25 protein-coding genes are annotated in these 26,810 nt (G+C 46.6%); 17 read left to right on the top strand and 8 right to left on the bottom strand.

Annotation, left to right across the window (positions count from 1 at the left end; all coding sequences use genetic code 11):
* Positions 1 to 103 precede the first annotated feature (103 nt).
* The 6 genes from KFE26_RS17375 (at position 104) to mog (ending at position 7,793) form a co-directional block, all read left to right on the top strand.
* Positions 104 to 1,324: a sugar MFS transporter gene (locus KFE26_RS17375; RefSeq protein ID WP_212601157.1), complete on the top strand. Its 1,221-nt coding sequence runs from the start codon at positions 104 to 106 to the stop codon at positions 1,322 to 1,324.
* A 278-nt stretch (positions 1,325 to 1,602) separates the two neighbouring features.
* The gene (locus KFE26_RS17370; RefSeq protein ID WP_212601156.1) at positions 1,603 to 3,999 is read left to right on the top strand and encodes a TonB-dependent receptor domain-containing protein; all 2,397 of its coding nucleotides are present in this window, start codon (positions 1,603 to 1,605) and stop codon (positions 3,997 to 3,999) included.
* Positions 4,000 to 4,118: 119 nt separating this feature from the next.
* On the top strand, positions 4,119 to 5,102 hold the full coding sequence (locus KFE26_RS17365) for a carbohydrate kinase (RefSeq protein WP_212601155.1): 984 nt from the start codon (positions 4,119 to 4,121) through the stop codon (positions 5,100 to 5,102).
* Positions 5,103 to 5,329: 227 nt separating this feature from the next.
* Positions 5,330 to 5,716 carry a hypothetical protein gene (locus KFE26_RS17360; protein ID WP_212601154.1) on the top strand — a complete coding sequence of 129 codons (387 nt, stop codon included), beginning with the start codon at positions 5,330 to 5,332 and terminating at the stop codon, positions 5,714 to 5,716.
* Positions 5,713 to 7,017 carry a type II toxin-antitoxin system HipA family toxin gene (locus KFE26_RS17355; protein WP_212601153.1) on the top strand — a complete coding sequence of 435 codons (1,305 nt, stop codon included), beginning with the start codon at positions 5,713 to 5,715 and terminating at the stop codon, positions 7,015 to 7,017. Before KFE26_RS17360 ends, KFE26_RS17355 begins: the two co-directional genes overlap by 4 nt.
* Before the next feature lie 242 nt (positions 7,018 to 7,259).
* On the top strand, positions 7,260 to 7,793 hold the full coding sequence (mog, locus tag KFE26_RS17350; protein WP_212601152.1) for a molybdopterin adenylyltransferase: 534 nt from the start codon (positions 7,260 to 7,262) through the stop codon (positions 7,791 to 7,793).
* A 212-nt stretch (positions 7,794 to 8,005) separates the two neighbouring features.
* On the opposite strand, the gene KFE26_RS17345 is transcribed toward mog, so the two are convergent.
* From KFE26_RS17345 to KFE26_RS17335, 3 genes are all read right to left on the bottom strand, one after another.
* Positions 8,006 to 9,154, bottom strand: a complete 1,149-nt coding sequence (locus tag KFE26_RS17345) for an ABC transporter permease (protein WP_212601151.1) — start codon at positions 9,152 to 9,154, stop codon at positions 8,006 to 8,008.
* A 94-nt stretch (positions 9,155 to 9,248) separates the two neighbouring features.
* Positions 9,249 to 9,983 carry an ATP-binding cassette domain-containing protein gene (locus KFE26_RS17340; protein WP_063881864.1) on the bottom strand — a complete coding sequence of 245 codons (735 nt, stop codon included), beginning with the start codon at positions 9,981 to 9,983 and terminating at the stop codon, positions 9,249 to 9,251.
* A gap of 3 nt (positions 9,984 to 9,986) precedes the next feature.
* Positions 9,987 to 11,615 (bottom strand): alpha/beta hydrolase, encoded by a 1,629-nt coding sequence (locus KFE26_RS17335; protein WP_212601150.1) that lies wholly within the window; start codon positions 11,613 to 11,615, stop codon positions 9,987 to 9,989.
* Positions 11,616 to 11,956: 341 nt separating this feature from the next.
* On the opposite strand from KFE26_RS17335, the gene KFE26_RS17330 reads away from it, so the two are divergent.
* The 4 genes from KFE26_RS17330 (at position 11,957) to KFE26_RS17315 (ending at position 17,572) form a co-directional block, all read left to right on the top strand.
* Positions 11,957 to 13,765 (top strand): long-chain fatty acid--CoA ligase, encoded by a 1,809-nt coding sequence (locus KFE26_RS17330; protein ID WP_212601149.1) that lies wholly within the window; start codon positions 11,957 to 11,959, stop codon positions 13,763 to 13,765.
* 142 nt (positions 13,766 to 13,907) lie between these two features.
* Positions 13,908 to 16,364, top strand: coding sequence for a toxin-antitoxin system YwqK family antitoxin (locus KFE26_RS17325; RefSeq protein ID WP_212601148.1), 2,457 nt, complete (start codon positions 13,908 to 13,910; stop codon positions 16,362 to 16,364).
* 125 nt (positions 16,365 to 16,489) lie between these two features.
* A complete protein-coding gene (locus KFE26_RS17320) occupies positions 16,490 to 16,900 on the top strand; it encodes a thioesterase family protein (RefSeq protein ID WP_173497266.1) in 411 nt (136 codons plus the stop codon).
* A gap of 123 nt (positions 16,901 to 17,023) precedes the next feature.
* Positions 17,024 to 17,572, top strand: a complete 549-nt coding sequence (locus tag KFE26_RS17315) for an HPP family protein (protein WP_105250927.1) — start codon at positions 17,024 to 17,026, stop codon at positions 17,570 to 17,572.
* Positions 17,573 to 17,593: 21 nt separating this feature from the next.
* Here KFE26_RS17315 and KFE26_RS17310 read toward each other — a convergent pair whose 3' ends face one another.
* Positions 17,594 to 17,857, bottom strand: a complete 264-nt coding sequence (locus KFE26_RS17310) for a GNAT family N-acetyltransferase (protein ID WP_131524569.1) — start codon at positions 17,855 to 17,857, stop codon at positions 17,594 to 17,596.
* Between the two features lie 61 nt (positions 17,858 to 17,918).
* Positions 17,919 to 18,347 (bottom strand): acyl-CoA thioesterase, encoded by a 429-nt coding sequence (locus KFE26_RS17305; RefSeq protein ID WP_105253036.1) that lies wholly within the window; start codon positions 18,345 to 18,347, stop codon positions 17,919 to 17,921.
* A 194-nt stretch (positions 18,348 to 18,541) separates the two neighbouring features.
* Between KFE26_RS17305 and KFE26_RS17300 the strand changes: the two genes are divergently transcribed.
* From KFE26_RS17300 to KFE26_RS17275, 6 genes are all read left to right on the top strand, one after another.
* Positions 18,542 to 18,901 carry a MerR family transcriptional regulator gene (locus KFE26_RS17300; RefSeq protein ID WP_105250930.1) on the top strand — a complete coding sequence of 120 codons (360 nt, stop codon included), beginning with the start codon at positions 18,542 to 18,544 and terminating at the stop codon, positions 18,899 to 18,901.
* A 67-nt stretch (positions 18,902 to 18,968) separates the two neighbouring features.
* Positions 18,969 to 19,547 carry an NAD(P)H-dependent oxidoreductase gene (locus KFE26_RS17295; RefSeq protein WP_168826866.1) on the top strand — a complete coding sequence of 193 codons (579 nt, stop codon included), beginning with the start codon at positions 18,969 to 18,971 and terminating at the stop codon, positions 19,545 to 19,547.
* Between the two features lie 24 nt (positions 19,548 to 19,571).
* Positions 19,572 to 19,967 carry a GFA family protein gene (locus KFE26_RS17290; RefSeq protein ID WP_212601147.1) on the top strand — a complete coding sequence of 132 codons (396 nt, stop codon included), beginning with the start codon at positions 19,572 to 19,574 and terminating at the stop codon, positions 19,965 to 19,967.
* 3 nt (positions 19,968 to 19,970) lie between these two features.
* A complete protein-coding gene (locus KFE26_RS17285; RefSeq protein WP_212601146.1) occupies positions 19,971 to 20,327 on the top strand; it encodes a MerR family transcriptional regulator in 357 nt (118 codons plus the stop codon).
* Between the two features lie 209 nt (positions 20,328 to 20,536).
* Positions 20,537 to 20,923 carry a carboxymuconolactone decarboxylase family protein gene (locus tag KFE26_RS17280; protein ID WP_212601145.1) on the top strand — a complete coding sequence of 129 codons (387 nt, stop codon included), beginning with the start codon at positions 20,537 to 20,539 and terminating at the stop codon, positions 20,921 to 20,923.
* A gap of 267 nt (positions 20,924 to 21,190) precedes the next feature.
* Positions 21,191 to 22,282, top strand: coding sequence for a hypothetical protein (locus KFE26_RS17275; RefSeq protein WP_212601144.1), 1,092 nt, complete (start codon positions 21,191 to 21,193; stop codon positions 22,280 to 22,282).
* 114 nt (positions 22,283 to 22,396) lie between these two features.
* Here the strand turns inward: KFE26_RS17275 and mtnC are convergent, their stop codons facing one another.
* Positions 22,397 to 23,077 (bottom strand): acireductone synthase, encoded by a 681-nt coding sequence (mtnC, locus tag KFE26_RS17270; RefSeq protein ID WP_105253037.1) that lies wholly within the window; start codon positions 23,075 to 23,077, stop codon positions 22,397 to 22,399.
* A gap of 381 nt (positions 23,078 to 23,458) precedes the next feature.
* Between mtnC and KFE26_RS17265 the strand changes: the two genes are divergently transcribed.
* The gene (locus KFE26_RS17265) at positions 23,459 to 23,890 is read left to right on the top strand and encodes a hypothetical protein (RefSeq protein ID WP_212601143.1); all 432 of its coding nucleotides are present in this window, start codon (positions 23,459 to 23,461) and stop codon (positions 23,888 to 23,890) included.
* A gap of 7 nt (positions 23,891 to 23,897) precedes the next feature.
* Here the strand turns inward: KFE26_RS17265 and KFE26_RS17260 are convergent, their stop codons facing one another.
* Together KFE26_RS17260 and KFE26_RS17255 are read right to left on the bottom strand one after the other, a co-directional pair.
* Positions 23,898 to 25,721, bottom strand: a complete 1,824-nt coding sequence (locus tag KFE26_RS17260; protein ID WP_212601142.1) for a glycerophosphodiester phosphodiesterase — start codon at positions 25,719 to 25,721, stop codon at positions 23,898 to 23,900.
* A 172-nt stretch (positions 25,722 to 25,893) separates the two neighbouring features.
* Positions 25,894 to 26,511 carry an FMN-binding negative transcriptional regulator gene (locus KFE26_RS17255; RefSeq protein ID WP_212601141.1) on the bottom strand — a complete coding sequence of 206 codons (618 nt, stop codon included), beginning with the start codon at positions 26,509 to 26,511 and terminating at the stop codon, positions 25,894 to 25,896.
* Between the last annotated feature and the right edge of the window lie 299 nt (positions 26,512 to 26,810).

Raw genomic sequence — 26,810 nt, 5'->3', positions numbered from 1 at the left:
GGGAGGCTGGCTCACTGCTGTACACAAAAGCCGAAACCTTTTCAGCATGCTGTCACTGAGCTGCTGAGAGCGAGTAGGTATAATAACGATAAGGTGAAATGGTATGGTAAGTGATTCAAAAGGTTGCGATAACCGCAATCATACCCGTATTCGGGTACTCACATATTTAATGTTTTTCATGTTCGCTATGACCTCTGATGCCGTGGGCGTCATTATTCCTGAGTTGATATCCCAGTTTGGTTTGTCCATGTCGCAGGCCAGTGCCTTCCATTATATGCCGATGATTTTTATCGCGGTGAGTGGACTGTTTTTAGGCTTCTTGGCGGATAAGATAGGGCGTAAGTTAACCATTCTATTGGGGTTATTGTTATTCGCGCTCGCCTGCTTCATGTTCGCGCTGGGGGAATCGTTTTACTATTTCTTGTTCCTACTCGCCTTTGTCGGCACGGCGATTGGCGTCTTTAAAACCGGCGCGCTGGGGCTTATTGGCGATATCTCGACTTCCTCAAAACAGCATTCGAGCACTATGAATACGGTAGAGGGCTACTTTGGTGTCGGTGCCATGATAGGGCCGGCCATCGTTAGTTATTTACTGATCAGCGGCGTCTCTTGGAAGTATCTGTATTTTGGCGCGGGTTGCTTCTGTTTAGTACTGTGTTGGTTAGCTTATCGGGCGGATTATCCGCAAATCAAACGTTCCTCGACGGATGCCATTAACCTTGCCAGCACCTTTAAGATGATGAAAAACCCTTATGCATTAGGGTTCTCGCTTGCGATAGGTTTATACGTTGCCACCGAAGTGGCGATTTACGTGTGGATGCCGACCTTGCTGCAAAGCTATCAAGGTGATTACACCACACTGGCCGCTTATGCCTTGACGATCTTTTTTACCCTGCGTGCGGGTGGGCGCTTTTTAGGTGGCTGGGTGCTCGATCGCTTCCCATGGCAGCAAGTGATGTTCTGGTTTAGCTTCGCGATAAGTGCTTGTTATCTTGGTTCTATGATCTACGGCATTGAAGCGGCAGTCGTCTTGTTGCCCTTGTCTGGGCTGTTTATGTCCATGATGTATCCCACGCTTAATTCTAAGGGGATTAGCTGTTTCCCCGTGGATCAGCACGGCTCTGTGGCTGGGGTGATTCTGTTTTTTACTGCCGTGTCCGCCGCCGTTGGGCCCTTGTTGATGGGGTTAGTGGGCGATATTTTCGGTCATGTTAAATATGGCTTCTACCTCGCCACTGGTTTTGCCATTTTGTTGTGCCTTCTGAGCGGATTTAATCTCGTTAAAGATCCTGCCCGTCATTTGTTAACTTTCGATGCGCACTAATTTGGGCTGTGACAGAAAATATTTTTCTGTCACATTTATTCAATTAATCAATATGTTGATATGTTACACCCAGAGTGCGAACCAAAATTGTGCAAAAAACACACTTGCTTTTTGTTATTAAGTTGCTAACTTGTTAACTTAATCGATTAAGTTGATTCGAGGTTCAGTTCAATATGACCTTGAGCAATCACTAAGATGGTTCTTCGATTAATCACAATTCGGTAGATGTAGCTATGGGGAGATAGGGCTGCATCTCAAATATGGGTGGGGACATAAAAATGATAAAAAGCACATCACAGAAATTCTTGTTAAGTACATTGGCCGTGTTGGTGAGTTCTCACCTTTGGGCAGCCGACGCACCACAACAGGAAGAAGCCAAGAAAGACGCGTTAGGTTTAGAAAGAATTACCGTGACTGGTGTTGCCCGTGGCACTCGTGTTATGGATTCGAGTGTGTCAGTCAGCAGTGTGTCACTGGCTGAGCTTGAAGTGAGTACGCCGCGTTCATCGGCCGAAGCATTCCGTATTATTCCGGGGATGAAGGTCGAGTCTACTGGCGGTGAAGGTAACGCTAACATAGCTGTGCGTGGTTTACCTGTGGCGTCTGGTGGTGCTAAGTTCCTGCAAATTCAAGAAGATGGTTTGCCAATCCTACAGTTTGGCGATATCGCCTTTGGTAACGCAGACATCTTTTTACGCTTAGATTCAACAGTGCAAACCATTGAATCTATCCGTGGTGGCTCGGCATCGACTGCGGCCAGTAATGCGCCCGGCGGCATTATCAATGTGATCAGTAAAACGGGCACCTCGGATTCGGGCAGTGTTGCTACTACTTTAGGGCTGGATTACGACACTTTCCGTACCGACTTTGAATACGGCACTAGCATCAACGACAGCCTGCGTTTCCATGTGGGCGGTTTTGTGCGTACGGGTGAAGGCCCACGCGACGCTGGCTATAACGCAAACAAAGGCGGCCAGATCAAAGCTAACTTAACCAAAGAATTTGATAAAGGTTATGTTCGTCTGTATTTCAAACATTTAGACGATAAAAGCATTGGTTACTTACCTATGCCTATGTACTCGGATGGCAGTTCAATCCCAGGTTTTGATGCGAAATCCGATGCGATTCAATCCGCGTATTTCCAGTCAACTTTGAGCTTAGGTGCCGATGGCGAACGTCGCCGTGGCGATATGCGCGATGGCATGAATCCAGTGGTCGATTCTGTCGGCTTAGAGGCATCCTTCGATTTAGGTAACGATTGGCAGGTTGAAAACCGTTTCCGTTTCTCCGATGTGAGCGGTAACTTTATCGCGCCATTTCCTGCCGAAGTGGCAAACGGTAGCGATATCGCGACCAGTATTGCTGGCACTGGCGCTAAGTTGATTTACGCCAATGGACCTAATTCTGGTAATCAGATGGACGGTTTAGCCATGCGTATCAACACCTTTGATGTGCAGATGAATGATTTTGGCTCAATCGTAAATGACTTCAAATTGACTAAAACCTTCGACGATACCAGCGTGACCTTAGGTTATTACAATGCGGTGCAAAACATCAGCATGACCTGGATGTGGAACTCTTATCTGATGGAAGTAAAAGGCGATAATGCCGCGCTATTAGATGTGGTTGCCGCCGATGGTACTGCGTATTCTGACAATGGCCTCTATGGTTATGGCGTACCTTACTGGGGAAATTGTTGCCAACGTAATTACGATACCGACTACACCATTAAAGCGCCTTACCTCGCGTTAGCCTCGAGTTTTGGTGACTTATCGCTCGATGCCAGTGTGCGTTATGACAGTGGTGATGCGAGCGGTAACTACGCCGGTAGCGTGCAATCGCAAGTAGATATGAATCTCGATGGGGTGATTTCAATCCCTGAGCAGAGCGTGTCTTCCATCGACAATGCGAACCCTCAGCCAGTGAATTACGATTGGAGCTATACGTCTTACTCATTAGGTGCTAACTATCAATTTGCCAGTGACTTAGCTGCCTTCGGTCGCTTGAGCCACGGTGGCCGCGCCAATGCCGACCGTCTGTTATTTGGTAAAGTGCGTGCCGATGGTTCAGTTGCGAAGGAAGATGCGGTTGATATCGTTGACCAGTACGAGTTAGGTGTTAAGTACCGTTACGATGATTTGTCTGTGTTTGCGACGGCGTTCTACTCTGAAACCGAAGAGCAAAACTTTGAAGCCACCAGCCAACGTTTCTTCGACCGTAAGTACAAAGCCAAAGGTATCGAAATCGAGTCGGCCTATTTTATCGGTGACTTCGACTTTAGAGGCAACCTGACCTGGACCGATGCTGAGATTGCCAAAGATGCATTGACGCCAGAAGTGGTGGGTAACATCCCAAGAAGACAGGCTGATTTTATCTACTCTTTGATGGGCCGTTACAACTTTGACCAAGGTTCAGTGGGCGTTAACTTAATCGGTACCACGGATTCTTATGCTCAAGATAATAACGACTTAAGTTTCGACGGCTACAACCAAGTGAATGCCTTTGCAACTTACAATCTGACCGAAGCCATGAGTGTGTCTTTAAACGTCAACAACTTGTTTAATGTCACAGGTATTACTGAAGCGGAAGAAGGCTCAATCCCTGATAACAATATCATCCGTGCCCGTACCATAAATGGCCGCACCACGAGTGCGACGCTTAAATACGAGTTCTAAGCGGATCTTGCTACAGAAACTGTTTTTACAGAAAAAATGCTAAGCCCAAAACAGCCCATGAAAGTGGGCTTTTTGCCTGCTACAGAATGCAGAATATAGAATACAAAGTTGGAGTGGAAATGACGGTATTACTCAGTTTTGGTGAGGTGTTAGTAGACTTGCTGCCAACCGATGCCACAGGCAAACATCATCAGCCGATTGCCGGTGGCGCGCCCGCCAATGTGGCTGTGGGTTACGCGAAACTCGGCGGTCAGAGTTATTTTGCCGGTGGCATCAGCGCCGACCATTACGGTGTCATGTTAAAGCAAGCCTTAGCGGAGCAGGGTGTGGCAACCGATTATTTGGCCGAAGTGCCGGGCGCTGCTACCGCGACTGTGCTGGTCAATTTAGATGAACAGGGTGAACGCACCTTTGAGTTTAACCGCACTGGCACTGCCGATATGCGCTACAGCAATCAGCATTTCGACAGTATTCCATGGCAGGGTATTGATATCTTTCACCTTTGCTCTAATACCTTTACTGAAACTGCCATCTTTAACACTAGCCTTTATGGCGCGCGTTGTGCCAATGCGTTCGCGACCTTAGTGAGTTTCGATGTGAACCTGCGTTTATCCCTGTGGCAGGACACGTCCTTGCTAGCCGAGCGGGTTGAGCTGTGTTTTCGCTACACCCAAGTGCTGAAAATGAGCCGCGAAGAAGCGGACTACTTAGCGTTAGCGCGGGATAAGAGTTTTGAAGATTATCTGCAGTTTTGCCTCGCCCAAGGGGTTGAGGTGATTTTGGTCACCGATGGTGCCAATCCAGTGCAATGCATCACAGGGCAGCAAAGGTTTAGCGTACCCGTCCCCAAAATCTCAGCCGTCGATACTACGGCGGCAGGCGACAGTTTTATCTCAGGTTTTCTGTTCGCCTTAGGCTTAGGGCTCGAACATGATCTTGAATCCGATTTAGGAAATGTAGGCTTGAAACAAAGGCTAGAAAGCAAAGCGCATTTAGAAGCGGCGGTGGTATTTGCAACTCGCTGCGGCGCGATTACCTGCGGGCAAAAAGGCGCGTTTCCCTCTTTGCCCACACTGGCTCAGGTGAGCTCATTTTTGCTTTAGATCTGAGCCGATATTTGTCTCTTCTCCTTGGCATAAATTGCACATATATTTCAATGTAATGTACTAAATCTATTTTTTATGCTGAAAATATCGCTAAAGCAGATGAATATTAAAAATATACTGCTATAGTATAACTATTATTTTTTTTCATCATAAAAAGTCTGCGTTAGTGATAGTTGTTACTGTGTAATACCTGTGGTGAAACGTAGCACTTTGAGGTGGTACTTATGTCTGATATGAAAAACGTAGAAAGTGATACCCAAATAAATCAGATGCTTAACATGAGAAACCAGCTAGCTGTGCAGATGGCTGCGTTAGATCGTGAATTGCAAATACTGCTTCTTAAACAAAAGCGTGATGGATTTCAGCCGCTAACGCAACAGACAGTACAAGAGATGGTGGCCGAACATATGGGGCAGCTAAAAGTGAAGGAGCTAACCTTATTTGCCGATATTGCGCCAGCTACTTACTACAAAATTATGAGTAAGCTTGAGTCGGTAAAAATTGGCACCCTAAAGACACTACTCAATACCATTGGGTTAGATTTATTTATTGGTAAGAAAGCACCGGACGTTAGTGTTCAAATTAGCTCTTCGAATGAGGCTAAGTCATGAGAGCTAATCGAATTGGTTATGTCTACAGTAACAACCGATTTGCCGGTGAACTGCTAGAGTACGACACGCTAGAGGGGTATGAGTACAGCTTCACCTATGCGGCCTCGTATATTGCCTCAGGCCTGCCGCAGATTGGCTATAAGCTGCCAATCACCTATGAGCCATACCGCCGAAACTATTTGCCGCCATTTTTTGCTAACCTGATGAGTGAAGGTTGGGTGAGGCGTCATCAAGCGAGAATCGCGAGATTAGATCAAGATGACAAGTTTGGCTTATTACTGGGAAATGGTGCCGAGCTTATTGGTCCCGTCAGTGTGCTGACTGAGTATCGTGGTGATGATATCTCGCCCGCGATAGAATTGATCTCTGTTCCGATGAAAAGCCTTAAAGGTTACCAGATTGATTTTCCTCGCAGTGAGTTTAACGAAGTGGCCATGGAATCCTTAGGTGGCGTATCTATCTCTGGTGTTCAACCTAAAATGTTTCTAACCTATGTTGAAGGCAAACCCAAAACACTGACCAACGCCGTCGGCATGGGACCATACATAGTTAAACCTTCTCCCAACGACTTTCCAGAGTTGGCGGAGAACGAATTTATGGTTATGCAGTTGTGTAAGGCAGTTGGTTTCAATGTTGCTGAACATCACTTAGTTCCCTTTAGTTGCGGGCAACTGGCCTATGTGACTGCACGGTTTGATCTGGATAGAGAGACTGGTAGAAAGCGTGAATTTATCGAAGATCTGGCATCTGCGCTAAATGTTGCGCCGGGGAATAAGAGTAGCGATACATTGTCCTATGAAAGAGCGATTAAAGAAGCGTATCAATTGAGTGGTGGCCATGTGCAATTGCTCAAAGATGGCTTTCTGCAGGTCCTAATGGCCTATATCGTTGGCAACAATGATTTGCATTTGAAAAATATTTCCCTTAGCCGTGCTAGTGACAGTAACAGGGCCTCTGGGTACACCCCCATCTATGACATGGTCTCAGTTGCTCCCTACAAGCAATACGATAATTCGGGTGAGTTAAGTATTTGGTTACTTGAGTCAGAGGTGGAAAGAGGATTCAGTACATCATCATATGAGCATTATGGTTACTATACTGGCCATGATTTTAGTGCCTTTGCTGAAGCGATTGGGTTGGGTGAACGAGCAGGAAAAGTATTGATGAATGACCTTGGCAAAAAAGTGGCAAAAGCTCGGGAGAAGGTTATTGAGAATGCCCCCGGTAGTGAACAGCTTAAGCAAATAATTAGTGATAGGATAACGGCCAGATTAAGCACTCTGACTCGGCCAACGCTTTGATAATAACTTGCTGCAATTGGCTAAGTTGAAAGTGTTTGTTTTTCAATATTACCCTTTGTGCTCATTGCATCTCCTCTATACATACAAATGCTACGCATATAGCGCGAACCTCATCACGTTCTAGTCGCTCCATTGGCTAGGCATTTGTGCTATTTTAGCTGCGGCTTATAGTCGCAGGAGCATCGGTTTCTCCTCTGCTTATGGTCGATATAGTTTTATTTCAACTTGATTGGGGATTTCCTATGAGCAAAGCAAAAATCGGTATTGTGACGGTCAGTGATCGCGCCAGCGCGGGAATTTATGAAGATATCTCAGGCAAGGCGATTATAGACACGCTCAACGACTATCTCACCAGCGAGTGGGAGCCGATTTATCAAGTGATCCCCGATGAGCGGGATGTGATTGAAGCGACGCTGATCAAAATGGCTGACGAGCAAGATTGCTGTTTGATTGTCACTACGGGCGGCACTGGCCCAGCGAAACGCGATGTCACCCCAGAAGCGACAGAAGCCGTCTGCGATCGCATGATGCCAGGCTTTGGCGAGTTGATGCGCGCTGAGTCATTAAAATTTGTGCCTACCGCCATTTTGTCTCGTCAAACCGCAGGGTTACGTGGCGATTCATTGATTGTGAATTTGCCCGGCAAACCAAAATCGATTCGCGAATGTTTAGATGCCGTGTTCCCTGCCATTCCTTACTGTATCGATTTGATGGAAGGCCCGTATTTAGAGTGTAACGAAGCCGTGATCAAGCCATTTAGGCCTAAGGCTAAGTGATCTTGCTATCAAGCCTGTAAAAACAAAGCCACTGAAAATCAAGTGGCTTTGTTGTTTGAGGAGCTTAGAGTTCATAACTGATTAATCTGCTGCTTTAGCTCGTACTCTGGCTCTATCACTATTTTTTCAAGCACTTGTACTCGCTCAATTAGTGCTTAGTTTTGTAGGCTGAGTTGAGTCACTTTGTCCCCAAGTTTATCAATCGAAGCGCCCTATAAACCGAAGATCACTTTTTCACTCTTGAGCGACCTTTCCATGCCAAAGGCGAGCAATACCGCAATGGCGAGTGTGCCTAAGGTCGAAACCAGTAACTGCAACATGGGCAAGTCTTTACCTTTGATAAAGTCCATTAATGCCTGTTGCTGACCCGAGACGGGCAACCACTGCAGCATATCTGGCGCTATGTTGTAACTGGCGGCCATCGACAGGGCTAAGGGTACAAACAGCACCATAGTCAGATAGGACTGGGCTTCCTTAAAGGTTTTCGCCATAAAAGACACAAACAGTTGCAGACAAGCGGCCATTAACGCGACGGGGATGCCGACTACTAACATCAGTGCCATAAATTCTGTGGTGATGTTGACGCTAAAGCCTAACTCCTGCCAAGGCACAAAGGCGTAGGCGATTTTAGACACCAGCAAGATCAACACTAAACCGAGCAAAGCGAACAGGCTTACCGCAATAATTTTTGACAGCACTAATTGGCGAGTGGTCAGCGGATGGCTCAGTAGCAGGGCCAAGGAGTTGCGTTCGCGCTCACCGGCACTGGTGTCGATAGCTAGGTTCATGCCCGAGATAAATACCGAGTAAATCATAGTGAAAATGGCGATACCTAAGATCATCCCACCCTTAGAGTCTGTGGTGGCTTTGTCTTGCACATTCACCTTGAGTGGCTGCACCACGCGCGGGTCGATACCGCGGGCAATTAAACGTAAACTGCCCATTTCAGCGCTGTAGGCCTGCAGTTGTTTCTCGAGTCTACGAATCGAGTTCTGCAGTTTCTCCTCTGAATTATCGGCCACGATAGTGATCTCAGCGCTTTTGCCTTGGTTCATTTGCGCGGCATAGTCGGTGCTGATTATCAGCTCTATGGCTTTAAGGTCTTTGGCGTCAGAGCCATCGGCTGCGCCTTGAGTGATGCCTTTATTCGATAAAAATCTTACTAAATCCGGTGCTTTATCGGGATTTTTAATGGTGATTTTCAAATCATCGGGGCTGCTTAGCTGGCCAATTAACACCATAAATAGGCCGCACATGATCAGCGGCGTACCTATGGCGTAGTAGAGACCCGCCATCACAGAGCGCTTATCGCGGGCGGCATCGATGAGTTCTTTACGAACCATAGCGATTATTTTATTCATGCTGTCATTCCCTTAACCATGTTCTTAAATGCCACGCTTTTATATATCAAGGTCTTAAAGGTTAAAACCTGCGGGCGTAATCTTTGCTGAGTTATCATGCCGCTATCCCTTCATCCGTGCCGATAAGTTGAATAAAGGCTTCTTCGAGCGAGTCTTTGCCTGTTTGAATGCAAAGCTCTGTTGGGCTACCAATGGCGACGACTCTGCCTTGGGCCATAACGATCACTTGGTCACACAGTGCGGCGACCTCCTGCATCACATGGCTCGAGAACAGCACGCAATGTCCTTGATTTTTAAGATCGATAAGAATGTCACGCAGTAGGCGAGTGCTCATCACATCCAGCCCACGGGTCGGCTCGTCGAGGATAATATTGCTCGGGCTGTGGACGATTGCCTGTGCGAGGGCGGTTTTCATTCTTTGTCCTTGGGAAAAGCCTTTGCAGCGGCGATCGCTAATGTCTTCGAGGCGCAATTTCGCAATCACTTGGCTGGTGGCCTCTTTGGCCTCCTTGGATGATAAGCCGCTCAGCTCGGCAAAATAGCGAATGTATTCCCGTGGTGTTAAGCGTTCATACAGACCAAAAGGGTCGGGGAATAGCCCGAGTTGCTGCTTAGCGCCAATAGGGTCGATGGCGACATCTATGCCTTCGATTTCAGCCTTGCCGTTATCGGGTTTCAGCAGGCCAAAGATAGTGCGTAAACATGTCGTTTTACCTGCCCCGTTCGGGCCGAGTAATCCTGTGATTTGGCCGTTTTGTGCGACGAAACTTAAGTCATTCAGCGCCTGCACGTCACCGATGCGCTTGGAAAGATGGGATACTTTAATCATGGCTTATTCCTTAGCTCCAGTGCTGGCGTGATCATCTGTTGTCGTGGTTTTTGTGCTGGTCGCATTAAGCGGTTCTACCGAGCTGGCATTTAAATAAAAGCTGCGGCGCACATCTTTGTTCAAACATTCGCCGTCGAGATCGTTGACTGAGCCTGAGCGAACGAGATCGGCAATCAGGTTATTGGCGCAGGATTGATAGGCCACACCGTGGGTCGCATAAGGAGCGACAAAGTGCTTGGCATTGGTGAGTTTTTCCATGGCTAACTCGCCCCAGCTTGGTGGGGTGGCGGGGTCGATTTCGCCGGATAACAACAAGGTCGGAATGTTGCTGTTGATGGGCTCGCTAAAGCTGTTATCGACCGCAGGCACTTTCCATACTGAACAAGTCGCCTCTAAGCCTTCGAGCATGGTTCTGCCCATAAAGGATTTTTTGGCCTGCTCGCGCATGGTTGTGGTAATGCGGTGCATATCTTCGCCACAGACCACAGATGCGTGCATGCCCATCGCCATGCCAGCATTGTCGATAGTGAGGGCATATAGGCCGAGTATGGGTTGGAAGTTGTTTTTCGATGCTTGATGAATCGCATGGGGCAAGAGGGCGCGCACATTGGCTTGATACAGCGCCATGCGGATCGAGCCAGAGAATTTACCGCGCGTCATGGTTAACATGGTTTTTTCGCCCGTGACGGGATCGTAAACGTTTTCCATCACAGGGCCTGTGGCGAGCTTAGCGTCGACTCGCTCAAAGTCCGCTTTTAACTCGGGGAATTGACTGTTACAGGCGGCGGTTGCTTGGCAATCCTTAAACAATAAGTCGAAGCCACGATCAATCGCAGAGCCAATTTCTAATACGCTTTGCTGCATGGGCACTATGCCGTCTAAGGTCACTGTGGCTAAGTGCTCTGGATATAAACGCATGTAAAGTTGCGCCATACGAGTGCCGTAGGAGATGCCGTAAATATGCAGTTTTTTATAGCCTAAGTGCGCACGTACGGCTTCGAAGTCTTTAATCGCATTGAGGCTACCGTATTGAGTCACGTCGGCATCAATTTTGGCTAAGCATTTTTGCGTTTCGGATAAGGTATCGACATTATCGTCATCGAAGGACAGTGGAGATTGAGCACCTTCATCGCAGGCCAGCACATTCGAACGGCCTGTGCCCCTTTGATCGATCAGTAAAATATCACGCTGTTGGCGGACTTTGCTCAGCATGGCATCGAAACCTGCCGCGTTCTCTATGGCCGATTGTCCTGGGCCGCCGGCAATCGCTAGCAAGGCTTCTTCATGGTTGGCATTTTTCACCGCAGGCAAAACAACGTAATGTACTTGGATCTGTTTGCCATCGGGTTTGTTAGGGTTTTCTGGCACAGTCACAAAACCGCAGTTTAGGCGATCAGAAACGCCTTCCACATAACAAGTGTCGGTCTTATTCGCGATATCTGCCGTCGCTTGTGTCTCTTGGCTTTTCACATCACTCGCCCACGTCGCCGTACTTGCCATTGCCAGTATGAGGGCGCTCATTCTCAAAGTACGCGTGCGCCATGTGGCACTAGTCGCACCATGGCGTGGCTGAGTTGGCACAAGGCGTTGAACTGTGTTGCTTAACTTCCTGTGTGTCATGCTATCTATCATGCGCGCTTTCCTTTTTGCATTTCAGGACGAGTTGTAAATTTAGATACAAAATATCGGTATATTAATGTGTTAACAAGGTGTGAGCGGGCAGTGCTGGGCGTTTTTCATGTCAACCTAAGTTGTTGTGAACCTATTTACAAGCACTGAAACGAACAAGTTGTGTTTTTTGGGGATAAGAAAAACTCTGGCAAGGCGATGTCATTAGCAGATAAAAGCCTATTTACAGCGTGATTTGGGCGACATTTGCACAACATTAGAGCAAAAACTCTTAGTTTTTATTTGGCCTTCAGGTAGAATGCTGCAAAAGCGGTACACTTGTAAGCTAAAAAGGTGAGTCTCTTATGTCTCTCGATCAATATCATGTTATTCGACTACTACAGCAGCAGAGCGAGTCTTTAAAAGACGCAGTAGCGCTGGAAGGTTTTGAAATGGCCGCTCCTTGGTATCAGGTGAGTTGGCAAGCCTTCGACCAAATCAGCAGTAAAATTGCACAAGTGTTGATCGAACTTGGCGTACAAGTGCAAGACCGTTGCGTTATTCTGGCGCAAAACTGCCCGCAGTGGACTTGTGCCGATGTCGGCACTCTCAAAACTCGCGCCGTTGTGGTGCCAATTTATCCCACCAGTACCGTCGAACAGGCGAGCTTTATCGTAAACGACGCCACCGCTAAAGTGATTTTTGTTGACGATGCTAAGCAATACGCCATGGCGTGTGAGTTGCAAGCCTTATGCCCAAGCCTAGAGCATGTGATTGTATTCGATGCCAGCGTGACACTCGCTGCCGATAAGGCCAATCAGCATTGGCATCTAGATACCCTACTGGCGGGTGACACTCAGTTAAACATTGAGCAAGAAGCCGAGCTTAATCAGCGTTTACACGCTGCAAATTTTGATGATTTACTGACCTTAATTTATACCTCCGGCACGACGGGCGATCCTAAGGGCGTGATGCTGGATTACCGTAATATGGCGTCTACCATACGCCAGCACGATCAAAAACTGGCCTTCCATTCTGGCGATGTGTCTTTGGCATTTTTGCCCTTGAGCCATGTATTTGAGCGCAGTTGGAGTTTCTACGTCTTGTGCCGTGGCGGCCATAACGTCTATCTGCAAAATACCCAAAGAGTGAAAGAGGCGATTAGCGCCGTGCGTCCACATACCTTGTGTGTGGTGCCGCGTTTCCTCGAAAAAGTGTATAGCGCCGTACAAGATAAAGTTGCCAAATCAGCCGACGGTCGTAAGAAGTTGTTTGCTTGGGCGATGCGAGTTGGCCAACGTCAGTTCGAAGTTGGCCAAGGTCGTGCTAAGGGGGGATTGTGGTTGTCGCTGCAATGGCGTTTGGCGCACAAGCTGGTGTATAGCAAGCTGCAAGCCGTGCTCGGTGGCCGTTTGAAGTTTATGCCTTGCGGTGGCGCAGCCTTAGATGTGAATGTCGGTAGTTTCTTCCATGCGATTAATATTCCAGTACTTTGTGGGTACGGTATGACAGAAACTAACGCGACTGTGACCTGCAATACCTTAGGTAATCGAGTGCCAGGTTCCAATGGACAACCTTTGCTGGAAACCGAAATTAAGTTAGGTAAGGACGATGAGATTTTAGTCCGCGGCGCCACTGTGATGCGCGGCTATTACAATCGTCCTGAAGATACCGCCGCTGCGTTTGAAGATGGTTGGTTAAAAACCGGTGATGCAGGGCGTTTCGATGCGAACGGCAATTTATTTATTACCGATCGTATTAAAGAATTGATGAAGACCTCCAACGGTAAATATATCGCGCCGCAAAGGGTTGAGGGCGCCGTGGGCTGTTGTCCTTTTATCGAGCAAGTGGCGATTATTGCCGATGCGCGTAATTATGTGACCGCTTTGATTGTGCCTGCGTTTGAGTCACTTGAAGCGTGGGCGAAGGACAAAGGGCTGAAGTATGAGTCACCTTTAGAATTGCTGCGCCATAGTCATGTGGTTGAGCATTTTGAGCAACGCTTAAAGCAGTTACAGCATGAGTTGGCCAGTTTTGAACAGATTAAAAAGTTCACTCTGTTGCCTGAAGCGTTTTCGATGGAAGCGGGTTTAATCACCCCAACGCTCAAGCTGCGCCGCAAGATGATTTACCATAAATACGCCCATGAAATAAATGCTATGTACAACAACTAATTGTTAAGTTGTTGTTGCTAAAGGCCGTAGAAGCGGCCTTTTTTTTATCTACTACTTCCTGAAGTGCTTTTCTTCGCTTAAAATTCGCCCCGTTTACTGGTGCGCATGAGGCGCGAGGCGTCGGTATAAAAGGTGTAGTTAAATGGAACTTTCGATTCGTAGTTTATTCGCTGCAGTGAGTGCGGTGTTGTTATCTTCTTTAACTGTCATTCCTGCAGCTGGCGCTGAGGATTACGACAAAATCGTCCATGGCCCAGTGGACTTGCCTAACGGGCAATGGCTCAATTTCTATCAAAAAGATCATAAAGTGTGGGGCGAAATGCTCTATGGCGATGCGCCCGGCGTGCGTCTTGATGATTATGGTTCTGCTGAAGTGGTTGCGGTTTTTTACCTCGATTTTGATAAAGGTGGCACCAAAGAAGTGGTTGTCATGCTTAAAGATGCCGATGGTCAGCATTTACGGGGCTATGGTTTTGAAGGAGATGATCTTACAAAACTCCCCCGTCTACAGGTTGTGCTCGATGAAGTGGCACCAACCTTAACCTCGTTTACCGTGGGTAGCGTTCGTAAAGTACTAAGCCAAATTCCGCCGCAACAATACCGTATGACCTATGATGTTGACGCGATTGAAGATCCCGCTATTAAAGCGGTTGTCGATGGTTCTACTAAGCTCAAGCCGACCTTAGTGGGTTATCGTAATTCCGAAGGTTCACCCGTCGATGTGAAGACCGCCGTCGAATATAAATTACGTTATCCACTGACTCGTAAAGATAAAGATGCCCAAGGGATTGAGCGCCAATATAGCTTAGTGACCACCTTTGATCGCAGTGGTTATAGCGAAGAAGACGGCAGTTTTGTATTGGTGAGCGTGGCCTTTGAGGCCGATGACTTTGATTGGCTTAAAAGTGGTGGTGCCGTGATCCCTAAAACAGGCCCATCCTATGATTTTATGAGTATGGGCATGGGGAGCACTTGGGCAGGGCTTGCCAGTGAAAGTCATTATGCCCAAGGTGTGCTCGATGGCCCGTATGCAGCCTACGATGGTCGCAATGGTAGCGTGGTTTACTCTGGTAACTACAAACAGGGCAAAAAAGTCGGTAAGTGGATGGAGACAGAGAACCAAGCCATTTATTGGGAAGGCGAATATCTTGACGGTAAAAAGCAAGGTAAATGGATTGCACAGTCGATGTTCGATGAGGCCGATAACTTTGGTTTTGCCCATTACAATCAGGATGTGCTCGACGGCCCCTACGAAGTCTATGAGCCCGATTATGACTCCAGTGCAGAAGGCGATAAGCGATTAGTGGCAAAAGGTATTTATCTTAATGGCGTAAAAGATGGCGAGTGGCTTGAGGCTGATGGCAGCAAAGGCCAATATCAAAAGGGTGTCAAACAAGGTCCTTGGGTCGATAAAGTGACGAGCGGACATTTCCGTGATCAAGTTGGTGAAGGTGCCTATCTTGCAGGAAAACGCACTGGCCCTTGGGTATTTAAAGCCGAAGATGGGACTCGTACCGAAGTGAGCTATGTCAATGGCTTACGTCAAGGAGAGTCTAAATCATTCGACAAAAATAATCTGATGTTTAATACCCGCCATTATGAGCAGGGTCGCCTTAATGGTCAGAGTATTTGGTATTCAAGTCCGAATGTCGTGGTGGATATCGCTAACTACCGCCAAGGAGAGTTGGATGGCCAGCAAATGCGCTTTAATCCCCAGAACGGTGAGCTGACTGAACTAACGAGTTATAAATTCAATGAAGCGGTGACGATTAAGCCTTCGCACGATGAATGTATTATGCGTGAGAATCCCTACTCAGATGATTGTGAAGGGGTGATTAATGGTAAAAATGAAGCAATTTCATCGATAAAACACGGTGAGCAGCGCGAATATCATAGCAGCGGCTCCTTGTATAAATTGGCTTATTACACCAATGGCGCTGTAGATAAAGAATATCAGTTTGATTCCAATGGCCGTTTATTAAATTTAAAAACGTACAAAGCGGGTAAGGAATACGGCCCAAGTATCAGTTATTCCACTGATGGTGGTTACTCACTCTCCCGATATGGTCACCAAGTGAATAACCGTGTCTCTGGCCCCCATTACAGTTTCTATCCTAATGGCCAATTAAGAAGCCTGTGGAACTACTGCCAGCAAGAAGGCGAAACCTGGAACGGTGAACCTTATTTCTGGGATAACGCCATTGCGCGCTGCGGTATACAGCGCGAGTACTTTGATAATGGTGCCGTGAGTTGTATTGAAGACCTCGATAGCAATTATGCCGTGGATAAAGTGTGTTACGACATGAATGGCAAGATAGCGAATGAAATGCTGCGTATCGATGAACAGCATGTGATCCACAAGCGCTACATTAACGGTGTCATCTATTCCGAAGAGCCGGGTTTTGCCGATTACTCACATATCACTAAGGGCCGTAAGATTTATCACTTAGAGAACCCAAAAACTCATGGAGTGTATAAGTCTTATAAAAATGGCAAGTTAGAATACGAGAAAATGTATGATATGGGTAAGGCTGGATGCCTTAAAAAGTACGATGCTAACGGCAAGCAAACCCCAGAAACGGCGAGTTGTCAGTTTTAAAATGCTAGGTTTGGGCTAGTGGCTAGAACCTGTTTGGCTTAGGATAATGGATGAGTTTGGTGGTTGGTTTCATTGCGATAATCACCACGCTCTTCCATTCATAAAATAATAAAAAGGAAGTTTGCATGTCAGCCACAGAATACAGTCTCGAAATCAATCCAAGATTTACTGAAACTGACGGCCTAGGTCATATCAACAACACTGTTATCCCCGTATGGTGCGAAGCGGCGCGCACGCCAATCTTTGAGATTTTTAATCCTGAGCTGGATTTACATCAGTGGAACTTAATCGTAGCGGGGTTTACCGTGGCATTTATCGCGCCGACTTACTATGGCAAGAGTGTCACAGTAAAAACCTATGTCAGCCGTATCGGTAATAGCAGCTTCGAGCTGACCCAAACCTGTTGGCAAGCGGGCAATAAAACCGCCGAAGTGAAAACTACCTTAGTGCACTACGATTACAGCAGTGAAAAAAGCCGCCCGATTCCTGAAGATATCCGCGAAATGCTCGCGAATCTGAGTGGTGAAAGCGCTTAGTCTGCTTACTCTTTCGGTCAGCGTAATTGCAATTGCGCTGCTGAAGGGTTAATTTGTCGACCCGCTAACTGTGATGCAGATCACTTGTCTGTATCGCTTAATTTTTATCGGTTCGGATTAACCATGAGATTCTATTTTACCCGCATGCGATCGAAGGACATTTGTCCACCAAGACAGCCACTTAAAAAGATTGTGTGGTCATGGATTGGGGCTTTCTGTGGCATTTACTTGGTCGCGAGTCTCGCAAATTATATGAGTGAAAACCTCGTCGACACTATGTTTGTCATTGGCTCGTTTGGTGCGTCGGCTGTGCTGGTCTACGGTGCACCGCTAGCGGAGTTTTCTCAGCCGCGTAACTTGATTGGTGGCAGTGTGTTATCGGCCTTAATTGGGGTCGCAGTGTACCAAGTGTGTGGCGATTATGTGGTGCTGGCCAGCGCCTTAGCGGTATCCCTGTCTATCGCATTCATGTACCTGACTCGGACTCTTCATCCTCCGGGCGGCGCAACGGCATTGATTGCCGTGATTGGCGGTGAAAACGTGCATCAACTCGGCTTTCTTTACGCGTTAATGCCAGTGTTCCTCGGCTCAGTATTACTCTTACTGGTCGCGCTGGTGGTCAATAACCTTTCCACCGATCCCAAGCGCCATTACCCTGTTTATTGGATTTAGCGAACTCGTTCTTAAATCTGCTTATTTCAAAAACTTCTGCACATACCAGCAGCTGGCTTGGATAGTAAAGTCTTGGCCTTTAGCCCACTTTAAGCCGTGGCGCACTAAGCGTTCGGCAAGGCCTTTACCGCGCAGTTCGTTGGGGACAAAGGTGCGGCTAAAATCGATATCCTTGCCTGATAATCGGTATTCCAACACGGCTTCATAGCCGTCGACAGGTATAATAAAACGCTGTCTATCCTGTTGATGTTCAATGGCTATCTCGATATTTTCGTTATCTGACATACATGCTTCCCTCAAGGTATGGCCTAAAGTGTGATGGCAATTCGTTATCGATTTGAATAGCTTAAGCGACTTCGTGCTGTTTGAGAATCGCCAGCAGTTCTGCCGGTAACTCGGCTTTTTTGCCCGTTTTAAAGTTAAACATTACGGCGACTGAAGTGCCTAAGGTGGTTACTGCCTGCTGCTGTTTACTAAAAGCCTGATAATGCATGGTAAATCTATCGCTGTGAATATCGCTAATACTGACACTCACCAATAAAGTATCGGGGAAAGTCACTGGGCGTTTATAGCGAGCCTGATTTTCGCTGATTACGGGGCCAATACCTGATTTATACAGGGTATCTAGCGGGAAGAGACGATTGAAAAAGTCGATACGTGCCGTTTCAAAATAGCGGAAATACACCACATTATTAACATGTTGTAGGGCATCCATTTCACCCCATGCAACGGGGATTTGGGTAACGATAGGGTGCTGTGCGAGAAACTTTTCCATTGCCTGTTCTTGTACACCTTCTTGCAACTGTTGTTTAAATCCCATGATAAAAATCCCAAGTTAAAACGCTCGTTTAAGCGGCCAGACTAGCAGCATAAGATTGCTGCGACAAGTCTTGGCCTAAGCTGATACTGTGGCTGATAATGGCAAGCAATGCAGATATGAGTAATGTCTTTAAAGGGTTAGGTTGAGCTATGTATATTGGACAAGCGGCAAAGCAAACAGGGCTGTCGATAAAAGCGATTCGCTTGTATGAGGAGTGGGGGCTTATCGACACTCCCGCACGTCAGGGGCGTTATCGTATTTATAGTGCGGCGGATATTAGGCTGTTGTTGCTGATCAAAGAGGCCAAAGCCCTCGGTATTAAGCTTGTCCAACTAAAAGATTTACTCGAACAAGGCGATAAGCATGCTCAGTTAGCCACAGTGCAGGCTTTTTTGTTGGGTATTAAAGCGGATTTTTTACGCCAGATAAGTGAGTTAGAACATAAAGTCACTCAGTTAGATGCCTGTATTGATGGGCTCACCTCCTGTGAGTCGCAGCTGTTACCTTAGGTCTTGACTCTCCCCTTAGGGGCAGAGTTTATGCTATTTGCCACATTGACTGTTATGGCGTTTCATCGTGGCAAAAAAGATTTTAGTGATCTGTGGTAATCCTAAGGCGCAGAGTTTTTGTGAGCATCTGGCTGAAACCTATGTCCAAGCGGCGGCAGATAAACACTCAGTTAGAATCGTCAAACTAGCTGAGCTGAATTTTGACCCGAATCTGACCTACGGTTATCGTCAACCTCAGCCACTCGAAGCCGATTTGCTAGCGTTTCAAGCGAATATCCAGTGGGCGGAGCATGTGGTGATTATCACACCGATTTGGTGGGGCGGTATTCCTGCTAAGTTTAAAGGCTTAATCGATAGGACATTTTTATCTGGATTTGCATTTCAATATGAGAAAGGTAAATTGATACCCGCTAAGTTGCTGCGCCATAAAACTTCGCGAATTATCATGACTATGGACACGCCGCCTTGGTATTACAAGTGGTTTCAAGGCGCTCCCGCGCTGAAACAGCTTGATACCGCCACCTTAGTTTTTAGTGGTTTTAAGCGGGCTAAGTCCAATATGTTGGGGCCAGTGATGAGTGCTAAGGAGCCGCAATTGCAACAATGGCGGGCGTTGGTGCAGCGGCTGGGGAATTTAGGTTTATAGAATCTAGCGAAACAAGGAGTGGGTGTGATTAAACAAGTGGGCAATACTCTTATTCAGCCAAAACACAGAGCGTCCTGCCATTGCGGTGCCGTGGTATTGGAGTTGTCATTGCCTAATGGCATCGAAAATCCACGCCGTTGCGATTGCTCTATCTGTCGTCGTAAGGGCGCAATGGTTGGCTCTGTGCCGCTGGCGGGGATTAAGATCCTCAAGGGTGGGGATGCGCTAAAACTCTATGAATTCAATACCAAAACTGCCAAACACTACTTCTGCTCTATCTGCGGTATTTATACCCATCACCAGCGACGTTCCAATCCCCATGAGTATGGTTACAACATTGGTTGCCTCGAAGGGGTTAATCCATTCGATCTCGAAAATGTGCCCACGAATGATGGCGTTAACCATCCTGCGGATCGTTAGATTATGAATATAGGTCAGTTTGCAACACTCACAGGACTGTCGGCGCATACGCTCAGATATTACGAGAAAATTGGCCTACTGCAGTCTGTCGTTCGAAATGGCAGCGGGCATCGTGATTATGCTGCGAAAGAAGCGGAATGGATTGGGTTTATCAATCGCTTAAAAGAAACGGGCATGCCGTTAAAGCAGATATTGACCTATGCCGAGTTGCGCGTCCAAGGCGATGCAACCGCTGGCCAGCGACAGCAGTTGCTCGAGCAACATGCAACACAATTGGCTGAGTGTATTCGCCAAGAGCAGGAGCATTTGGCTGCCCTTAAGCAAAAAATTCACTATTACCAAACTCATTTTAGTGGCTAAGCTCAGTCGCTAACATTTGTGGTCAAATGCTAAAAAGCTAATATTATTTACTTTTCTATTTGCTTGCTTGTGCCTCTAGCCGGCGAGTTAAACAGAGGGTTAGTTTTACTGATCCGCATTGCCTGTGTCATCCATCAATGAACCATTGACTTAGAGTTAACTCTAAGGTTTAGGCTGCTTGCTGTGATTTAATCCAACAGGAGCTAAAAATGCGTAATCAAAGATATGTGCAGGGCCTCGCTAAACTGACTGAAATCGACGGTGAGGCGGGTGAGAAAGTCATCCGCAGTCTTGCCGATATTTGCCCTGACTTAGGCAAGTACATTATTGAATATCCTTTTGGGGATATTTATCAGCGTGAAGGGCTCGACCTTAAGACGCGGGAGCTAGTGACAGTTGCCGCACTCACGGCGCTAGGGCATTGCCAGCCACAGTTAAACGTACATATTAATGGCGCATTGAATGTGGGTTGTACGCCGCAGGAAATTGTTGAGGTGATATTGCAAATGTCGGTTTATGCTGGCTTTCCTGCTGCACTTAATGGCATGTTTGTCGCTAAAACCGTATTTTCTGAGCGGGAGTTAAGCGTCGTTTAGTTAGTCCTGAGTCAGGTTTATCGATTTGTAAAAGTGACAATAAGGCCGCTTTGATTTTCTCTCAAGTTCATTTTAGTTGGATTTAAACGGGCGATGGGGTGTTGCAGAGCTTTCATTCGACTCTAAGCAGAGCGTTCGACTTTGGCTAGAGATAGCCAAAGTGACCAATGTACCGAGATTGAGTGGCACAGTTGCCAACACTGTGCTTTGCACATTACAGTGGCAAATGTTGCCCGTCTTACTATTTCAATGGAATGTAAAATAATAATGAATTTAATCGGTTACATTGGGTCGGCTCGCCAATACTTGCGAAAGCTCAGCTTACCATCACTGAGTGAAATCCGTTTAGGTTTGGGCAAATTTTGGCGCTGTCTTATCCAAGGGGTGGCTAAGTTATCCTTTGCGCAAAAGCTGTATCTTATTGCTTTGATATTGGCTTTTAGTAGCGAGTTAATGGGGTTGGTCGCTGTGATTGCCGTAATCGCTATGGCCATCGAGTTTTGGCCTGTGTTCGAGCGGGTTTGGCACAGTTTGGCGGGCAAAGCTGTGTTGTTGCTGTTTTATGCGATGATTGCCAACTTTGCTTTGGGCTGGTCTGGCGCGATAGTCAACGAAGTGGTTGGGGTCTCAGCAAGCGATCTCAATTACACCCATAACTTAGCGATTCTACTCTATATGCCCGCTTGGTTTTTGATGGTAAGCGCGATTGTGCTGCTGGCATTACAGTTGATTATTCCTATCTATTTAATATTGATCTTTTTGCTTAAACCTTTAGGTGTCAAATCGTTACGGCTTACCTCGCATACTTCATTCCGTAAAACGACTTTTTTGATCCGTATCGTGCTAGCGACTGTGGTTTTGTATCACTTGAGCCTGTTAATTGATTTAGAGACGCGCATTGAAACCTCGTTTGGCAACTTTATTACCTCTCCCCAAGAAGCCGCTAAGCATGCGCCTCGCGAGCCTAAATCGGGACGGTTGCCGGATGCGACCGATGTGCTGACGGTACCGATTGTAGAGCTAACTCAGACTGCTCTTGACTCTGAAAGCGATAAATCGAGCAAGGCTGAGAATAGTAATGATGATAGCGAGCTGGAAGAGGAAGATCGCAAAAAGGCCTACGCCTCAGTGCGAACTCAATATCAGTACTTAGTGCGGCAATGGCTAGCTACGTTCGCATTTTCACTTGAAGCCAATGGCCGCTCGCGTTGTAAAAAGCCTGCCGAATCGAATGTGATTGAATTAAATGATTACGAGATTTTGTTGATCACACCCGATAAGAATGCGGATTATGGTTATCGTTTTGAGGTGGAAAAATGTATCTCGGCCGCGTTTCCGCTAGCGGTTAAGGGTAATTGAGCCAATTAATAAAAAAGCGACCACAAGGTCGCTTTCGTTTTATCGGCTAAATCAGCTTGAGCTGACTGAGTCGACTATCGTGTTATTCAACCATCACGTTATTCAATAATCGCATTATTCAATCAGCAGCTCATCGAAGCTGCTGATTTTGCGGAACTCGCCAGTGCGTTGCTTGCTGTCGCGAACCATTTGGCAGGTCATCATACCCGCAGCGTCGGCAGCCTTTAATTCTTCAATAACATCTGACACAAACAGCACTTGTTTGGGGCTTAAGCTGATAGTGTTGAGGATATTGCAGTAAGCCTGCTTATCTAATTTGTTGCCCGTGCGGGTGTCGAAATGGCCGTTAAACATTTCAGTTAAATCGCCGCCGTCACTGTGGCCGAACAACAGTTTTTGCGCGTCGACAGAGCCGGATGAAAAGCTGTAAATACGCAGATTTTGTGCGCTAAAACGTTTCACCGCTTCAATAAAGTCCGGGAAGATATGGCCCTTAAATTCACCATGGGCATAGCCTTGTTTCCAAATTAACCCTTGTAAGGTTTTAAGTGGTGTAGCTTTACGGTCTTCGTTGACCCACTGTTGCAGGATCTCAGTTACACGCGCTAAGTCAGCCTCGGGTTCTAGGGCGATATCTTTAGTGTCACAAATACAGTTTTCAACCAATACATTGTGTTGGTTCTGTTCTAAAAAGTCTGGCAAGGCTTTGACAGAATAGGGGAATAGTACATCTTGGATAAAGTTTAGGTCTGTCGTGGTGCCTGCTGTGTCTACGACTATGGCTCTGATACCCATAATGTTTTGATACTCCACAATATGTTGGCTAAAAAATGCAACTCCGATCCTAAGCGTTATTGGTGAAATTGGCTAGTCTATTTCACCCAAACACATGGGCAAATTGTGGGTGATATCACTAAGCGATAAGATTGAAATTTGATTAATCTAGTAATTTTAAAAGCTTATCCATTGATTATCCGAGAAAACACTAACTTAATACTGGATTTCATCTCGTTTATTGTGCACAAGTTTGTGGTAGACATAAGACTATGGTCTTAATAGCTAAGGGAAATTTAGGCTGCTATTGTAGTTAATGTCTCTTTACTCCTTTATACCTTGCATGCTGTGGTTTTCGGGAGACGAGATAGCATATTTCACCTGCAAATAGAGAGACCTTACATGAAATATTTACCCGCACTTGGCTTTGGTATCTTATTAGCTTTATTGAGTTTTATCAGTTTCTCATTAGTCGCGAGTGCGGGTTATATGTTGGACATGTTGAGTGTGGTGCCTCACATCTCGCATAACAGTGTGGAGTATCTTTTGTTGGCGGCTCATGATGCGAGTTTGCTGATATTGCTTGCAGGTTTAGTGCTTTATGCTTACCACAGGATCTTTCCTAAACTTCCCTTCGATTGGCTTACCGCTGTGCTTATCCAAATGCCCCTTGGCTTGGCGGTACTGGTATTAGATGGTTTTACTTTAAACCTGTTTTCATTCAAAGGTTTTGCACTCACGCTGACCACTTTAGCCGCTTCATTTGGGGTGTTAAGCCTCTTTTGGTTGCTTCAACGCAGAGCTAAGCGTTTCGAGGCGAGGCTTAGTAAATAAGCAGAATTTACAGAACATAGCGTAGGCGTAGCGCCGTTTGTTCAACAGGGGATAACGCGATCCACTGTTCTCGGATTTCCACGGCTTCCTGCGGATAGTCGGTAATGAGCACATCGGCTCCCAGCGCCAACATGCGCAGCATTTGCCGTGGATTATTTACTGTCCATACATGTACTTGCTTATCTCCTTTGTGTGCACGGGCGATAAATTTTTCGTTAGTAATCGATTGATTGACCGCTAAGAATTGTGTATTCGCCTTAATGGGATCGCCAATGGATTGAGTTACGATAAGGCCTGTGTGAATGGAAGGGTCGAGTCGTTGCACTTCTTCAATGGCTCTTGCTTCGAGTGATGTAATGACGACTTGTTGTGTCATTTTCTCTTGTTGCAATAAGGCGACAACGGCCTGCGCTAAGCTGGGATCGGCTTGATTATATTTAAGCTCAATGTTCAAACCGATTTTGTTGCGTGCCTCATTAAGCATCTCTAGTAGTGTTGGTACGGATTCCCCTGCAAAGGTGGCACTGTGCCAACTCCCCGCATCAAGTTGTTGCATTTCACTCGCACTGAGGTTGGCAACTCGTCTTGGATCGCCCGCTATGCGCATCAAATCAGCATCGTGCAATACCATTAAGGTGCCATCGGATGCCGTTTGCACATCGATTTCGGCATAATCCGCCTTTTCTGCAATCGCTAAACGCAAAGCCGCAAGGGTATTTTCTGGTGCCCTAGCTGCGCCAGCACGGTGGGCAGTAATCAGGATGTCATCCCTTTGTGGTTCACTATTTAGGGTATATACCCCTAATCCCAACATGATTAAAAAAGTGCCAACTAACACCCCGCTTATTGTATAAAGCGACAGTTCAGACGCTCTTTTTACTGTTTGTCGCCCAAGGCGTTCTAACCCTGCGGGTTTTTCTCCCAGCTGGCGGTATAGCAGCAATATGATAAAGGCTTCGCCAAACATTCCGAGTAAGGACCATGCCGCACTGAGCATAAAAATCAGTGCAGAGACGAGGGCCAATATTGCTAATTCTGCCGAAAGTGTCAGTGAAACTCGGTCTAGTAAGCTATCGGCCCCCCAGGAGATCAGCAGTATTAAGGGATACACCAAAGCACCTATCCTCAACCACCAACCCGCAGCGTGCCACATAATCGGGCGTTCATTGCCTGCGCTTAATTGCCAACTGCGTTTGAGTGCCGTCAAAGCATCGGTCGTTTCACTCACAATAATCGTTAGTGAAAAGGCCGCTTTGGCCCACAGATATAAGGCAACAAGGACATAGATTATCGCTAAGAAGGCCATACTCGTTAAGGCGAGATACCAGTCTATAGGCTTGAAATGCAAGTAGTAATTAATATCGTGTCCCTGTAGAAACACGCTGAAAATCAGATATCCTAACCCGATAAAAGGTACGCTGAGCAGCAATAAGCAAGCCGCATAAATGCTACCAAGGCGGATAAATACGGGTAAGCGAGCAGTCGCGAAAATCAGCGCCCGCACTGGGCCAATGGGAATATCGTATAAGCCAGATGCTGCGAGAATCGTGACTCCAGCACGTTGGGTAAAAAACACGGTAAAGCTGCTGAATAGAGTAATGACTATAAACAGCAAGCCATAGGGAGACATGGCAAAGGCGATTAAGTCGTAATTGGTGATGGTGACATTGCCCGTTTTGGCAATCAGATGGCGCAGTAGCCAGCCAAAAGACGGGACGATAATACCCGCCGACACTAAGGTGAATAACAGTTCAAATTCAATGAGTTTTCTACCGCAGCGACGAATGGCTTTAAGCGTGTCATGCCAGTAACTGTGTTCAGGATTGAGCATGCAGCTTCCTTAATCGTGCGAGTTTAGGACTGTAATTTAGCAGCGTTTCTGGTTGACGGTTAGTCATTCGTGCAATGTTTTAGATATGGGCAAGCCGTTAAAGTCTTCTTCTCAATGATTTTACAGAAGACGTATAAGTGACTAATCAAAGTATTGGTTTAGCTGCATGGGCTCAGCCATTGCCTTTGCCAATATCTCGTTGATTCATATAGTGGGCTAATTGTGTCGCATCGGCATGGGGGCTGGCACTTAAGCCGCTGAACACGCCCTGTTGATCGCTCATAGATCTATGCTGACCGAGCTTTTCCTTTGCTTGAATCTCATCAATCACAATCTTAAAGCCGACTATGGCTTGGCGCAGCTTTTGCTGATACTCATCTGGCATAATTTGTTTATCTTGTAATAGCTTGGGCTCGTACTTCGCCACTAATGTGTCCAACATATCTTGGGTTTCGGCATCACTCAGCAAGCTTGCGACACCATAACAATGCACCGCCGCATAATTCCATGTAGGCACTGCAGGTTTAGCGTCATACCAAGTTGGGGAAATGTAAGCGTGTGCACCACTGAAAACCACTAATACTCGCTGTTTTTCAAGCTCTTGCCAATGTGGGTTCGCTCGCGAAACATGGCCGTACAACACGCCTTTCTCTCCCGCTGTTGCATCGAGTACAAAGGGAATATGAGTTGCATTCAGTGAACACGAAACCAGTAAACCAAAGCTGTTTTGTGTGATAAAACCTGTAATGGCCTGCAGATCTGTCATCGCCATATTCTTAGGGGTATACATTGTCATCCTTGGGTTTCAACATGAGTGAAAGCATTATATTACAAGGAAAAAGTCGGAAGTCGATAGGGGATTTAGAGTGTTAGTTTGTGGCTTATTAAAATCAAAATCGTATGGACTTGAACTCAGACTCGGAGATTAAACACTCGCATTACTGTGACTCGCAGCAAGTACGTATATGGACACCTCGAATAGATCAACCACTTTTTGAGTAACAGAAAGTAATACTGCGTACGTATATCCGACCTGTTTGTGAGAATCTTTGCTCTCTGGCCTTAATGAGAACCGCGCCTTTGCTGCTT

The sequence above is a fragment of the Shewanella sp. M16 genome (assembly GCF_018224605.1).
In the GTDB taxonomy this organism is placed as follows: domain Bacteria; phylum Pseudomonadota; class Gammaproteobacteria; order Enterobacterales; family Shewanellaceae; genus Shewanella; species Shewanella oncorhynchi.
The sequence above is the reverse complement of the archived record's forward strand: the minus strand, read 5'-3'. Positions and strand labels throughout refer to the sequence as shown.